We start from the raw sequence: 13,875 nt of genomic DNA, 5'->3' as shown, positions 1-13,875 counted from the left end.
TGCAGTGAATTGAACGCGGCGATTACCGCAAATCTGCCCTTTCATTAAGTGAGCAACAGCGTCGTGAATTGAGCATAAGTTCACGATACAACAAACGATAAATCAGGTTCCCGCACCGCAACAAGAACAATTGACCGAGTAAAAAATATTCACTAGCATCGGCATTAACGCAGCATGTAGCGACTGCGAATTCCTCACACAGTCATTCAAGGCGGAAGATGCTTCAGATTCCTCTCACCGACGTCGATTGGGCGCGCGTCCAGCATCTTTTTCCCGTGGTGCCGTCTGGTCGCGGGCGGCCCCGTCGCAGCGATCGCGAGATTCTCAACGCGATTCTCTGGCTGCAACAAACGAAAGAAAAGTGGCACAGGCTACCGGCAACTTTCCCGCCGCAACAGACCTGTTATCTTCGGTATATGACCTGGAAAAAAACGGGCGTTCTGGAGCGGGTGAATGAGCGCCTGCCCCTGTGCGACCAGGCGCTGTCGACCTGCTGAACCCAGCATAAGCATTACTTCGCATACCGTATCGATTCAGGGGCGAACCGCTGGTTCACTGATGGCCGCCACTCACGTCCGTCGGGTCGTCAGGCCTTGCCGTTCATCCGATCCATCACCGTCAGCAGATCGGCGAGCGACTGCTTGCATTCCACTGCGTTTGGCGTGCTGGCGCGTAACGCGCTCAGCGCGCGGTCGATTGCTTTGTCGACGGTGTGCCAGTCCGCTGCGGCACGAGGCTTCAGTGAAGGCTCGGCGTCATCCCATGCGAGTTCCAGATCTTTGATGCGCGTCTTGCCGCCCGCGAGGTTGCCTTTGTCGACCAGGGCCGCGGTGTCGGCGGCGATCTTGCGAAACTGCGACAGGTCGCCGAGCTTCGACGTCGTGGCAGGTTCTGCCGCTTCGGCCGACGGAAAGCCAATTCTGCCTGCTTCGTGATGTCCGAAACTGAGAGCAGAGATAGCGATGAAAGAAGCGATGACGGTTTTGCTGAGCATGCGTTGATTCATGATTGTTCTCTTCCGTTTGATCCGATATACGATTGAAAAAAGGACGACGTCTACGACTTCTCGAACGGAGCGCGCTCAAGGTTCACGTGCTGCGATAGCGCGCATAGACCGTTGTTCGACTGCACTCGCAAAGATGACCAGCACGACGATCGCACACAGAAACAGCAGGCTCGTATTGATCGTGCCGAGACCGATACCGCCGTAAGCGCGCGATTGCGAAAGCAGATCGCCAAACGAAGCGCCCAACGGCCGCGTCAGAATGTAGGCAAGCCAGAACGTCAGCACCGGATTTCCACCGATGTAATAGACGGCACCCACCAAAGCGATGAGCGCGCTGAATGCCACGACGCCGATCATGAAGCCGAGCCCCAACGCTTCTGTCGCGAGATCGCCGGCTGCGGTGCCCAGCGCGAAGGTGAACAACACTGCAGCCCAGTAAAAAAGCTCCCGCCGCCTCGTGTAAATGGTGTGAATCGACAGCGTCCGCTCACTGCGATACCAGAGCGCGAACACCACAGCCAGCGCGAGGGAAAACACGATCGTGCTGACGTAAAGACTGACGCCGAGCTTATCGGTCAGTGCATCGGTAATCTGCGTGCCGACCACGCTGACCAGAACCACGGTCAGCCAGTAAACCCACGGCACATACTTGCGCATGCGAAGTTGCACGGCCAATGCTGCAACCAGCAACGTGAGCATCATCCCACCGGTGAGCGCGGTGCCGAGCCCCACGTGTACGGCCAGATAATCTGCGCCGGTTTCACCGACGGTGGTCGCCATGATCTTGATCGCCCAGAAGACAACGGTTGCCTCGGGCACTTTGTTGCGCATCTCGGCAACACGATAAGTCGAGGTCTCTAGCAAGCTGGTTCTCCCGTTAATAAGCATTTAATTCGACGTTGCGAGCAGGCGCGCTCGCGCTCACTCAATGCGCCGAATATGCAATGGGGAACCTTATGAAAAGCTTATGGCGGATGCCGGTGAGATCGCCGAACCACAGTGGGGAAATGGCGGCTAAGAGGCGCTTTGATCGAGTCTTAAGAGACGCTTAAGGACTTCGAATAAATCAAAAAATCTACTGCTCAAGCACACCAAATCGAGGCCGATAGACAGAACGCAGTACACACGTTTTTCTATCAGGAGATTTGAATGTCCATTCAGGCAATCGGTCAAAGCGCCGTACAAGCACTCAGGAAGTTCAGCTTGATGGTATGGATCGCCGCGCCGAACCGGCGGCGGTTCTACAATTACAACGCCCCGGCAAATGATTCGCACGGCACTTCTTCGCGCAGAATGTAGCCGAGCCCGCGCAGGGTCATGATCTTCGCGCTGGAGCTCGCAAGATGCTTGCGCAAGCGGTGAATGTAGATGTCGATGGCATCGGCGCTGGGTTCGTCGTCGAGCGTGAAGACCTTGTCCATCAGCGTGGACTTCGAGACCGTCTTGCCCTGCTTCAGCATCAGCGTTTCGAGGATGGCGTGTTCGCGCCGCCGTAACGGTAATGGCTCGCCCTGCAGTACGAACTCGCGCGAATCGAACAGATAGCGCAGATCGCCGCAGTCGATCGACTGGCCCTTGTCGCCAGCCGCCTGGCGGCGGATCAGCGCCTTGATGCGCGCCACCAGCTCGCGCGCCTCGAAGGGCTTGACGACGTAGTCGTCCGCGCCGGCCGAAAAGCAGGCCACCTTGTCGTCGGTCGAGCCGTTGGCGGTGAGCATCAGCACCGGCACGTTGTCGCGTTTGCGGCGCAGGCGCGCCAGTACTTCCTTGCCACCGATGCCCGGCAGCCGCAGATCGAGCAGTACCGCGTCGTAGCACTGCACGCCGAGCAGCGTCTCCGCACGCTCGCCGTCCTGCGCCCAGTCAATCGCGAAATTCTCGACCTGCATCAGGTTCATCACCCAGCGTGCGAGGTCAGCGTCGTCTTCAACGAGCAACAGTTTCATCATTCTCCCCTTATGTGGCAGCTCATCAAACCGCTGCCGACCACAGTCGCATCTCGACGGTAGCGACCAGGCCGACACCGCCCTCTCCCGGCTCAATCGTGACCGTGCCGCCTTGCCGGTAGGCGATCTCGCGCACGATCGGCAAGCCGAGGCCGGTTCCGTCGGCGTGACTCGACGCGCGATAGAAGCGCTCGAACACGCGCGCTCTCGCTTCAGCCTTGATACCCGGCCCGTTATCGATCACACGCACGATCGCCATGTCATTGCTGTGCCGCGTGTGCACGGTGACGCGGCCGCCGGGTTGCGTATAACGCAACGCGTTGTCGACGAGATTGGTCACGAGTGCCGCGGTCAATGCCTCGTCTCCGGTCACATATAAACCGTCTTCCAGCTCAGCGCCCAGATCGATTTCACGCGACTGCGCGAATGCAATCAGCTCCTCCAGCACACCTGCGATCAACGCGCTCAGATCGACCCGTTCGCGCACATTGGCGGGCGCCGCGGACTCAGCCTGAGCGAGGAGCAATAGTTTGTTGGTCAGCGTGGTCAGCTTGCGGCTGCTTTTATGCATGCCGGCCAGTGCTTCGGTGAGCGGCACGTCCCGATTCTCACGTTGCCGCGCGAACTGGATCTGCGTGACCAGCAGCGCGAGCGGCGTGCGCAACTGATGCGCCGCGTCGGAGATGAATTGCCGCTGAGTCGCGGCCTGCTGGCCCATGCGCGCGATGCACTGGTTGATTGCTTCGACAATGGGCCTTAATTCGACATGCAATCGCGCCACGCGTATCGGTTCAAGTTGCGACGCGTTGCGATCGGAAACGTCGTCCTTCACCTTCATCAACGGCCGCAATTCGAAGGTCAGGCCAAGATAGACGAACACCATGGCGAGTACCAACGTGAGTACCTCGCCGAACAGTTGCGGACGCAACAGGCGCCACACCATGGCATCGCGCGAGCCTTCCGTCTTCGCGACCGCTACGACAACTTCCTCGGTGCGGCCCGAGTCGTAAAGCTGCCGCACGTAGGCGGCCGCGCGCACGGCGCGGCCGTCGTCGAGATGGGTGGAGTAGACCATGGGGACGTCGCCCACGCCGCGCGGCACGGGCAAATCGAGGCTGCCTGCCAGCAGACGGTGGCCGCTCGCTTCGACGCGATAGAACACGCTGTCCTGTTCCGGCGACTCAAACAGTTCGAGCGCGGCCGGCGGAATCTGGATCGAGACGTTGCCGTTATCCCAGTCGATGTCCTCGCCAATGATGCGCGTCGACGATAGCAACGCGTTGTCCTGAACCAGATCGGCCGTGGTCTGCGCATTGCGATACGAAATCATGCCGGAAATGGAAACGAACGCTGCCAGTGGCAGCAAGAGCCACCACAGCAAGCGTCCGCGCAAACTGCCTGAAAACACGATTCGTCCTTCCTCACTTCCAAAAAAATTCCAGGGGCGCGATTCCTACTCGACGTTTTCGCCCACGCGCTTCCTGTCCCGATTGCGCGTTTGCCCCGACTCACTTTAAAGCCGCCAATTTAACGCGGCTGAATTAACCTGACCGACTTGGCACGACTGACTTAGCCGGGCAGAGATCCTTCTTCCGCCGCCGCGCGTGGAAACGAGACGATCATGTGCACGCCTTTGCCGCTCTCACCGGGCTTGAGCGTGATCTCTCCATGATGCGCGTCCGCAATTTCGCGCACGATAGCAAGGCCAAGGCCAGTTCCTTCGGTATCCGCCGACGCCCGGAAAAACGGTTCGAACACGCGGCTGCGCGACTCGGCCGGAATGCCGGGGCCGTCATCCAGCACCGACACGGCGACTGAATCGGCATGAGCACTGACCGCGACCGTGACGTGTCCACCACTGCCGGTATAGCGAATCGCGTTCTCCGCGAGGTTGGCGATCAGCGCCTGAAGCAGGCCGCGATGCCCGGCCACCGGCGCGGGGCCGCTCAGTTCTGCGCCAAGATCGATGTCCCGGGCCTGCGCAAGCAGGGCCAGATCTTCGACCACTTCCATTGCCAGCGGCACCAGATCGACAGTTTCCACCGCCAATTGTGTGTTGTCGGCGGCCTCGGCCTGGGCGAGCAACAGCAGCTTGTTGGTGAGCCCGACCATCGATCGATTGCTGCGATGCATCGCGGCAAGCGCTTCGTCGAGCGCGGGATTCAGGCCGTCCTGCTGCCGTGCGAACTGCAACTGCGTGCCAAGCAGCGTGAGCGGCGTACGCAACTGGTGCGCGGCGTCGGCGATAAAACGCCGTTGCGCGGCCACCTGCACGCCGAGCCGCGCGATACATTGATTGATCGCTTCGACGATAGGCCGCAACTCGGTATGCAGGCGCTCGACGCGAATCGGTTCGAGCTGCATAGGATCGCGGTCGGCGACCTCTTCCTTCACTTTCATCAAGGGCCGCAACTCGAACGTGAGGCCGATGCAGGCCAGCGCGACTGCCAGCACGATCATCTCGATCTGCCGCACGAGTTGCGGCTGCCACAGTTGCTGCGCCATCGCGTCGCGCGAGCGCACCGTCTTACCCACCGTGACCCGTACCCGGCGCGTCGCGCCGTTGTCGTACATCAGCCGCACGATCCCGACCGCACGGACGGGCTGGCCATGGAGTTCGGTGTCGTAGTGATCGGGCGAGTCGGGCGAGCGCGCCGCGCGCTGTGGAAAATCCGGTCTGCCCGCGAGCAACCGGCCGTCGTCGACGCTCACGCTGTAGAACACCTGATCGCGATACGGCGACACGAACACTTCGAGCGCGGCAGGCGGCACGTCCACGCGCAGAAAGCCGTCCATCCATTCCACTTCACCTGCGATCATCCGCGCCGACGAAATTAGCTGGTTGTCCTGCACGAGATCCGCTGTGCGCCGGGCGTTGTCGTACTCGGCCTTGCCGGTGACGAACACGTACAGCGCGAGTGGCACCAGCAGCCACCACAGCAGACGCATGCGCAGGCTATTGGTCATCTTCTTTCTTGCGCAGCAGGTAACCGAGCCCGCGCAACGTGACTATCGCAGCCGAACTGCCGTCGAGTTTCTTGCGCAACCGCGAGATGTAGATTTCGACCGCGTCCTCGCTCGGCTCGTCCGCGAGCGTGAAGATCGCGTCGACCAGCGCGGGCTTCGTCACCGTCTTGCCCAAACGCAGAATCAGTGTTTCGAGCACCGAGCGCTCGCGCGGCGTGACGTTCAGCGGCGCGCCCTTAAGCGTGAACTGGCGCGTGTCGATGTCGAACGCGAGATCGCCGCACACCACCTCGCTGGCTTTCGACGGCGACTGACGCCGGATCGCCACCTTGATCCGCGCGATCAGCTCACGCACTTCGAAAGGCTTGACCAGGTAGTCGTCCGCGCCGGCGCCGAGCAGTTCCACTTTTTCGTCGATCGAACCGCTCGCCGTCAGGATCAGCACCGGCGTGGCGTCTCCGCGCTGGCGCAAACGGCGCAGCACGTTCTTGCCGGACAGCTTCGGCAAATTCAGATCGAGCAGGATCACGTCGTAGTGATTGGTGCGCAGCAAGCGGTCCGCTGAGTCGCCGTCCTGCACGGCGTCGAGCGCGAACGCCTCCTGCTCCAGCATCTTCGCGAGCCAGTGTGCCAGCGTGGGGTTGTCTTCGATGAGCAGCAGCTTCATGGCGGGAACGGCAAATGAACGGCAAAAGTCAGGACGCCGATTGTGCCGCAAAACAAGGGCTTTGCGCGCGGCTTGCGTGGTTTGTGGCCCACGTTATGGGGTTTGCCAGGGGGTGGCGATCCGGTTGCAGTGGGTTTTCGGGTTAACACCCATGATTTGCTCACCGCCCCGAAAGCTGCCAGAAGGTTTCCAATTTCTATAATCCCCGTCATTCATCCAGAAAGCGCCGCATCCGCACATCGCGGCGACCAAACCTACGGAGACTGCACCATGCGTACCTTGCGCCAGATTGCCGCTGTGTCAGGTGTTGCGTTCACCCTTGCCGCCGCTTCTGCCGCGGCTCACGCCGAGAAGCTGACGATCATGGTCGGCGGCGCCACCAAGATCATCTATCTGCCGGCCAAGCTCACGGAGCAGCTCGGCTATTTCAAGGACGAAGGCCTCGACGTCGAAATCCTCTCGCAACCGGCAGGCGTCGACGCGGAAAACGAACTGCTCGCGGGCGCGGTGCAAGGCGTGGTGGGCTTCTACGATCACACCATCGACCTGCAGAGCAAGGGCAAGGAAGTCCAGGCACTGGTGATTTTCGGCCAGGTGCCGGGTGAAGTGGAAATGGTCTCCACCAAGGCCGCCGAAACGCTCAAGAGCATGGCCGACGTGAAGGGCAAGACGCTGGGCGTGACCGGCCTCGGTTCGTCGACCAGTTTCCTCACGCAATACCTCGCACAACGCGCGGGCGTGCCGTCCACGCAATACACGCTGCTGCCGGTGGGCGCGGACAACAGCTTTATCGCCGCCATCAAGCAGAACCGCATCGACGCGGGCATGACCACCGAGCCGACCGTCTCGCAGTTGCTGAAGACCGGCGACGCCAAGGTGCTGGTCGATATGCGCACGCTGGAAGGCACGCGCGCCGCGCTCGGCGGCACGTATCCGGCTTCGAGCTTCTACGTGCAGCGCGCATGGGCCGAGTCGCACAAGGACGACGCAGCGAAACTCGCGCACGCGTTCGCGAAGACGCTGAACTTCATCGCAACGCATAGCGCGGAAGAGATCGCCGCGAAGATGCCGAAGGACTACTACGGCAACAACAAGGACCTGTACGTCGGCGCGCTGAAGGCGTCGCTGCCGATGTTCACCAAGGACGGCAAGATGCCCGCCGACGGCCCGGACACCGTCCTGAAGGTGCTGTCTGCGTTCAACCCTTCGGTGAAGGGTAAGCATATCGACCTCGCCAAGACCTATACCAACGACTACGTGTCGTCAGCGGTCAAGACCGCGGCGAAGTAACGCCCTTTCAACATCAAAAGAACTGCGAGGCACCAGCCGATGAATCAACCTATGTCACGCGATACGCCCGCCATCGAGATGCGCAACGTATCGTGCCGTTTCATTTCTCCGGACGGCAAAGCGACGATCGCATTGCGCGACTTCAGCATGTCGGTGGCACGCGGCGAGTTCGTCGCGGTTGTCGGCCCGACGGGTTGCGGCAAGTCCACCACGCTCAGCATGATCACCGGCTTGCTGAAGCCCACCACCGGCGAAGTGCGCGTAATGGGCGCGCCGGTGGACGGCATCGATCCGCGCATCGGCTTCGTGTTTCAGGCCGACGCCGTGTTTCCGTGGCGCTCGGTGATCGACAACGTCGCAGCCGGCCCGCTGTATCGCGGCCGCTCGAAATCCGCCGCGTACGACGAAGCCAACGAATGGCTGCGCCGCGTGGGCCTCGACAAGTTCGGCAAACACTACCCGCATCAACTGTCCGGCGGAATGAGAAAGCGCGTGGCACTCGCGCAAACCTTCATCAACAAGCCGGAAATTCTGCTGATGGACGAGCCCTTCTCGGCGCTCGACATGCAAACGCGCACGCTGATGCAGGACGAACTGCTGCAACTGTGGGGCGGTGCCGGCTCGGTGGTGTTCGTCACGCACGATCTCGAAGAAGCGATTGCGCTTGCGGATCGCGTGTTCGTGTTGACCGCGCGCCCGGCGACGCTGAAGAAAGTGTACGAAATCGATCTGCCGCGTCCGCGCGTCACGTCGGAGGTTCGCTACGACCCACGTTTTATCGAAATCTCGCGCGACATCTGGCACGACCTGCGCGAAGAAGTGCAGATCGGTTAATCAAGGAACGGCAAACATGTCTACGACCTCTCAACAAACGATGCCTTCGGGCATCGATCCCGTGACACTCGCACAAGTCGAACGCGTCGCGCAAAAACGCATCCGGCAACGTCATGCGCTGGTGATCACGCTGCGCATTGTCGTGCTGGTGGTTGTGCTCGGCGGATGGGAATTGTCCGCACGCCTGAAGTGGATCGATCCGTTCTTCTTCTCGATGCCGAGTGCGATCTTCGCGCAGATCGTCGACTGGTTCGTGAACGGCACGTCGCAAGGTCCGCTCTTGACGCAGGTGTGGGTCACGCTTGAAGAAACCGGGCTCGGGTTCATTATCGGTTCGGTGGCGGGCATCTTCTGCGGCATCCTGCTCGGCCGCAACAAGCTGCTCTCCGACGTGTTCAGCCTCTACATCAAGATCGCCAACTCGATTCCGCGTGTGGTGCTCGGCTCGGTGTTCGTGATTGCGCTCGGTCTCGGCATGGCATCGAAGGTGGCGCTGGCGGTCGTGATGGTGTTCTTCGTCGTGTTCGCCAATGCGTTTCAGGGCGTGCGTGAAGCCGACCGCTACATGATCGCGAATGCGCAGATTCTCGGTGCGTCGCGCCGTCAGGTAACGACTTCTGTGGTGATTCCGTCGGCGTTGAGCTGGATTCTTGCCAGCTTGCACGTGAGCTTCGGCTTTGCGCTGGTCGGTGCGGTGGTGGGCGAGTTCCTCGGCTCAAAGCAAGGTATCGGCCTGTTGATCTCCACGGCGCAAGGCGCGTTCAATGCAGCCGGTGTGTTCGCGGCAATGATCGTGCTGGCTGTGGTCGCACTGGCTGCGGACTACCTGTTGACTACGGTCGAACAGCGATTGTTGAAGTGGCGGCCTGCAGCAGTTTGAGTTGACCATCAGGTTGTATAGGGAGAAAGGGCGCCGTTGGCGCCCTTTTTTGTTCCACGCAGCGCACAAGGGTCTATCGAGCAAAGCACCCTTCGTTTATCTCAAATCTCGCAACAAACCTTACCTGAATTGACGGTTACTCCGGCCAGATCGCAAAACTACAATGCAATCACTGACTACGAACAAGATCGCTCGTAGCAAGACAAAGACCGAACTGGAGGTAGTTCATCATGAAATCGCTCATTCAAGCTGTTGTTATCGCCGCCGTGCTGGCCGCTCCTGTTGCCTCGTTTGCGCAGTCCAACCAGCCCGTGAGCCGCGCCCAGGTGCGCGCAGAACTGATTCAACTCGAAAAGGCCGGCTACCAGCCGGGCCGTGCCGACCCGTACTACCCCGCTGACATTCAGGCTGCGCAAGCCCGTGTCGCCGCGCAAAACGGTGCCGCAGAAAGCGGTTACGGCGGTGCGGTGAGTGGCTCGTCGCAGTCGGGCCACCCGGTTCCGGTGAACGGTCCGAAGTCGGTGTACTTCGGCAACTAAGCGGGTCACCAGGCTGGCAACCCAGCTGTGCAGCGGAACGAAGCGCAGAGGCCACGCAGTTTGCCCTGATCGTCCGCCAAGCGCGCAACACAACCGCGCGCCCTGATTCAAACGAACTGGCCCGCGACCGAGCATCCCCGATCGCGGGCCAGTTCTGTATTCGATACCTCCGTCATCGGGTTCCCGATGACTTCGCCTGGACCTTCGCGGTCTAGGCGCTTTTTCTTGATGTATTGCTATGCCTCGGCCGAGTCTCATCGGCACCAGGCTGCTTGCGTCATTCGCGGGCGATCAGGTCGCCCACCTGGCCACGACCCGTGACGAGACAGCTCGACAGGAAATTTTCACCCTGACTGCTGGCCCCGGCGTCGCCGAAGCCCTTTTTCAATGCATCCGACTTGACCAGCTCCGCGCCTTGGTGGCACGTAATGGTCCCCATTTCTCCGGCTTGTGCGCGCATCAGCGCCCTATCCGCCATCAAATAGCCAAGCAACAACACCACAGCAATATTGAACGCTTGTCGCATGGATCGTCTCCTCTTTTGAAGAGACTAACGCGAACCATCGATGCAGGATGCTAGGGGTTTCCCGATCGGTGGCTATTCAATGATGCAGATTAAATCAAGCGGTATTGCCACGTTGAACGGCCCACGGCGTTTTTATTCAGTACGCTTGCCCACACTGCACGTGCGCTGCACGCAAAACACGCTAGCCGTTGGGATACTGCTGGGCGATCAGGTTCGTTCGCAACGTAGCGAACTGGTTCATCATGTCGTTCAACAGATAGAGATCGCGACGGCGATTCACCGGCTGTGACGCCTGTGCATCGTAGTCGACCGGCAACGTCACGCCTTGGGCCGCATAAGCGTTCATGCCGTGGGCGCGCGACGTCTGAATCGCGCGCTTCGCCTGGTCGCGGTGCGTCACGACCGCCACCGTACCAAGCGCCGCGGCAGTGCCTTGAAGCGCGATGATCGCAGCGGCTACATCGTCGAGCGCCGGATAGCTGATCGTGCCATTGCTCGCGACGGTAGGCGGTTTGACCGATTGAAGGTTCGCGCTGCTCATCTGGTATTTCGACGCGAGCACGCTGGCCACTTCCCATTGCGCGTACACCATCACCGGCTTCGACTGAACCAGCTGATGCACGGCATCCGCGATCTCTTCGTTGATTGGGCCGGGCTGCGGCAGTTGCGATTGACCGGTTCCGCCAGTGGAACTAGCGCCGCTTGCAGCAGGCCGGTCACCGAAGCTGTACGCGACGATAGAGCCGATCTGAGCAACCGGAATCGAGGGAAGATCCCAGCTAAAGAAGATGTCCTGGAGATACGGCGCTTCTGTGTTCGCAGTCGCGGAATCGTTCAGCTCTACAGTGAGCTTGCCGAGCATTTGACGTTGCAGCTCGGCGTCGGAAACGAGCGCGTCGCTAGCCCAGGCATTGCTGCTCACGGCAAGCATAGCGGCCGCGGCCGGCAACGCGGCGGCGGTCGATGTCGAAATCAGAAATTTACGGCGGGATGACATGAGTTGCCTTGCTGTTCTGTGATGACGTTACGTGTTTTAGCCTTGCGGATAGGCCTGGGCGATCGCGGTTAGGGCCTTGCCCGCCAATTGCGCAAACATGTCATGCACCAGATAGAGCCCGCGATTGCGAGTCCACGGCTGCCCCGACAAAGGATCGTAATTGACCGGCAGCGTCACTTCCTTCACCGCCGACGCTTTCATGCCGCGGCCCACGGACGTCAGAATGCAACGCTTCGCATGGTCGCGATGGCCCACCACGGCCACGTTCCCCATTGCCGCGGCGCCCCCTTCGAGCGCGACGATAGCGGCCGCCACGCCATCGGTGCTGAGGTAGGTGATCGAACCGTCGCTGGCAATGACCGGTTCGATGGAATGCAAATTCGTGCTGTTCATCTGATACTTGGACACGAGAAAGCGCGCGATTTCCCACTGCGCGAAGACCTTCACCGGGTTCAACTGATAGATCTGATGCACAGCATCCGCGAGCTCTTCGTTAATCGGCCCGGGATCGGGAAAGGCGGCCTGATTGCCGCCGTTGCTCGACGTGTTGCCGCTCGCCGCGTTCGGCCGGTTGCCAAAGCTATATGCGACGATGGTGTTGACCTGGGCTGCGGGAATCAACGGAAGGTCCCACGTAAAGCCCACATCCATCAGATACGGCTCGATCGTGCTGCCCGTGGTGGTGTCGTTGAGCTGCGCGTTCAGCTTGCCGATCATCTGCGCCTGCAGTTCGGAGTCGGAGATGGGCGTGTTGGTGGAAAGGCTATTGCCGCCGCATGCGCCAAGCGTGGACGCCAGAATCGGCAGCGTCGCCGCTTTGGATGCGGAGGCAAGGAAGGTCCGTCGGGTTTGCATGGCGTGCTGATAACCTGAAGCTGATCGGATTGATTGGTATCGCGTAAGCGAACTGATAAGACCGGCGATCCACGCAAGGCGTGAATTTCGCAAGTCCGTTTCCGAACAGCACTTTAATTACCAACTATGACAACGCCGTTAATTTGTAAGGGTTTCCTGTGGGGCGTGCGTTATGGGTCAACTTTCCCCGTCATTGCCATGGATACCTAACCATCTGTGAAACAGACCAGCCGATCAGAGCCGAGTCTCAATCTGCTTGATCCGCGTTTCAACCGCCTTGCGCACCAGGCCATTCGAAGGCACCAGCAGCAGCGAAGAAGCAATCATCTGATACACATGATTGCGCCGGACCTTGGAGACCTTGGCCGGGTCGAGCCAGGCATCGTTATCCACCAGCAACAGCAGCGTCTCCAGGCCGATCAGGATCGGCCACAAACACGCGAGGCGCAAACGCACCGACCACGCGGGAATCGCCAGCGTGTAGTCCAGGGCCTCCCGGAAGTGATCCAGAGTCTTGCGCACGAGTTCGATCATCAGCGGCCGGGCGCGAACAGAATTCGCCGGCTGCAAGAGGTCTTGCGCGCTCAGAGCATATTGATCGAGCATCGTCTGCGGAAGGTAACAGCGGCCGATGCGCAAGTCCTTGCCGCAATCGCGCAGGACGTTGGTCATCTGCAGCGCCTTGCCGAAACGCACGCCGCGGCGCGCCATGGTCTCGGGACGCTCTTTCAGCGTGCCAGGCATGTGTGCGTAGGTCATGGTAGTCCAGAATTCGCCGACGCAGCCCGCCACCAGGTAGGTATAACGGTCGAGTTCCTCATACACGCGCAGCGCGGCGATCTGGCCTGAACGTTCATCGGGGAACGTGCGAAGGTCGAATTCCATGCCATCGGTCAGCGTCGACACGATCTCGCGTACCGCCTTGCGGTCGGATTCGCTGAGTTGTGACAACACTTCTAGCGCGGGACCGAGCGATTCGAGCAGGACCTTTTCATCGGACTGCACCTGTTGGCCCGCCACTTCGGCAGCCATCCGCTGGAACAGCGCGCCGTCGTCCGGGGCGCCGTTGACCTGGTCGCGCAACGACAGCAGCAACGCAAGGCGTTGCTCAGGCGAGATTAGCGAGGTGTCCGCAATCGTATCGGCCGCGCGCGCCAGCAGGTACGCGAGGCCGATCGGATCGCGCATCCCGACGGGCAGCACGCGCAGGGTGAGATAGAAGGAGCGTGAAACGCCTTTCAGGAGCGGGCCAAGAAGAAAGGCCCGGGTCGGATTCGGCATGGATAGGATCAGGTCGGTATTGGGCAAAAATCAGGCGCTGCCGAATTGTATACGGCGAAGCGCGTTTGCCGTGCGACAAGGGACCTA

Annotated in this window: 15 protein-coding genes; 5 read left to right on the top strand and 10 right to left on the bottom strand. The window is 60.5% G+C overall.

Features of this window, described 5'->3' with window-relative positions:
- Window positions 1-218 precede the first annotated feature (218 nt).
- Window positions 219-497 (top strand): transposase, encoded by a 279-nt coding sequence (locus KHO31_RS20155; protein ID WP_201074065.1) that lies wholly within the window; start codon window positions 219-221, stop codon window positions 495-497.
- An 89-nt stretch (window positions 498-586) separates the two neighbouring features.
- Here the strand turns inward: KHO31_RS20155 and KHO31_RS20150 are convergent, their stop codons facing one another.
- The 6 genes from KHO31_RS20150 to KHO31_RS20125 all read right to left on the bottom strand — a co-directional run bounded on the left by KHO31_RS20150 (window position 587) and on the right by KHO31_RS20125 (window position 6,586).
- Entirely contained in the window at window positions 587-994 is a 408-nt protein-coding gene (locus KHO31_RS20150; protein ID WP_201074327.1) for a histidine kinase, read from the bottom strand.
- Window positions 995-1,081: 87 nt separating this feature from the next.
- A complete protein-coding gene (locus tag KHO31_RS20145) occupies window positions 1,082-1,837 on the bottom strand; it encodes a COG4705 family protein (protein WP_211624049.1) in 756 nt (251 codons plus the stop codon).
- Window positions 1,838-2,253: 416 nt separating this feature from the next.
- Complete coding sequence (locus KHO31_RS20140) at window positions 2,254-2,952, bottom strand: response regulator (RefSeq protein ID WP_201074063.1); 699 nt, start codon at window positions 2,950-2,952, stop codon at window positions 2,254-2,256.
- A 25-nt stretch (window positions 2,953-2,977) separates the two neighbouring features.
- Window positions 2,978-4,360 (bottom strand): sensor histidine kinase, encoded by a 1,383-nt coding sequence (locus tag KHO31_RS20135; RefSeq protein ID WP_201140270.1) that lies wholly within the window; start codon window positions 4,358-4,360, stop codon window positions 2,978-2,980.
- A gap of 161 nt (window positions 4,361-4,521) precedes the next feature.
- Complete coding sequence (locus KHO31_RS20130; RefSeq protein ID WP_201140272.1) at window positions 4,522-5,919, bottom strand: sensor histidine kinase; 1,398 nt, start codon at window positions 5,917-5,919, stop codon at window positions 4,522-4,524.
- Window positions 5,909-6,586 carry a response regulator gene (locus tag KHO31_RS20125; protein ID WP_120296568.1) on the bottom strand — a complete coding sequence of 226 codons (678 nt, stop codon included), beginning with the start codon at window positions 6,584-6,586 and terminating at the stop codon, window positions 5,909-5,911. Before KHO31_RS20125 ends, KHO31_RS20130 begins: the two co-directional genes overlap by 11 nt.
- A gap of 270 nt (window positions 6,587-6,856) precedes the next feature.
- Here KHO31_RS20125 and KHO31_RS20120 point away from each other — a divergent pair, with 270 nt between their 5' ends.
- From KHO31_RS20120 to KHO31_RS20105, 4 genes are all read left to right on the top strand, one after another.
- Window positions 6,857-7,876 carry an ABC transporter substrate-binding protein gene (locus KHO31_RS20120; protein WP_201074057.1) on the top strand — a complete coding sequence of 340 codons (1,020 nt, stop codon included), beginning with the start codon at window positions 6,857-6,859 and terminating at the stop codon, window positions 7,874-7,876.
- Window positions 7,877-7,915: 39 nt separating this feature from the next.
- Window positions 7,916-8,710, top strand: a complete 795-nt coding sequence (locus KHO31_RS20115; protein ID WP_097395642.1) for an ABC transporter ATP-binding protein — start codon at window positions 7,916-7,918, stop codon at window positions 8,708-8,710.
- Between the two features lie 16 nt (window positions 8,711-8,726).
- Window positions 8,727-9,590: an ABC transporter permease gene (locus tag KHO31_RS20110; RefSeq protein ID WP_201140274.1), complete on the top strand. Its 864-nt coding sequence runs from the start codon at window positions 8,727-8,729 to the stop codon at window positions 9,588-9,590.
- Between the two features lie 230 nt (window positions 9,591-9,820).
- The gene (locus KHO31_RS20105) at window positions 9,821-10,129 is read left to right on the top strand and encodes a DUF4148 domain-containing protein (RefSeq protein ID WP_201074053.1); all 309 of its coding nucleotides are present in this window, start codon (window positions 9,821-9,823) and stop codon (window positions 10,127-10,129) included.
- Window positions 10,130-10,406: 277 nt separating this feature from the next.
- Here the strand turns inward: KHO31_RS20105 and KHO31_RS20100 are convergent, their stop codons facing one another.
- The 4 genes from KHO31_RS20100 to KHO31_RS20085 form a co-directional block, all read right to left on the bottom strand.
- Window positions 10,407-10,655, bottom strand: coding sequence for a hypothetical protein (locus KHO31_RS20100; RefSeq protein ID WP_201074051.1), 249 nt, complete (start codon window positions 10,653-10,655; stop codon window positions 10,407-10,409).
- A 181-nt stretch (window positions 10,656-10,836) separates the two neighbouring features.
- The gene (locus tag KHO31_RS20095; RefSeq protein ID WP_201107809.1) at window positions 10,837-11,652 is read right to left on the bottom strand and encodes a hypothetical protein; all 816 of its coding nucleotides are present in this window, start codon (window positions 11,650-11,652) and stop codon (window positions 10,837-10,839) included.
- A gap of 36 nt (window positions 11,653-11,688) precedes the next feature.
- Window positions 11,689-12,507 carry a hypothetical protein gene (locus KHO31_RS20090; RefSeq protein WP_201074047.1) on the bottom strand — a complete coding sequence of 273 codons (819 nt, stop codon included), beginning with the start codon at window positions 12,505-12,507 and terminating at the stop codon, window positions 11,689-11,691.
- Window positions 12,508-12,741: 234 nt separating this feature from the next.
- On the bottom strand, window positions 12,742-13,788 hold the full coding sequence (locus KHO31_RS20085; protein ID WP_201140276.1) for a phytoene/squalene synthase family protein: 1,047 nt from the start codon (window positions 13,786-13,788) through the stop codon (window positions 12,742-12,744).
- Window positions 13,789-13,875: the final 87 nt, after the last annotated feature.

Origin of the sequence: Paraburkholderia domus (genome assembly GCF_905220705.1) — a bacterium.
Lineage (GTDB): Bacteria > Pseudomonadota > Gammaproteobacteria > Burkholderiales > Burkholderiaceae > Paraburkholderia > Paraburkholderia domus.
The sequence above is the reverse complement of the archived record's forward strand: the minus strand, read 5'-3'. Positions and strand labels throughout refer to the sequence as shown.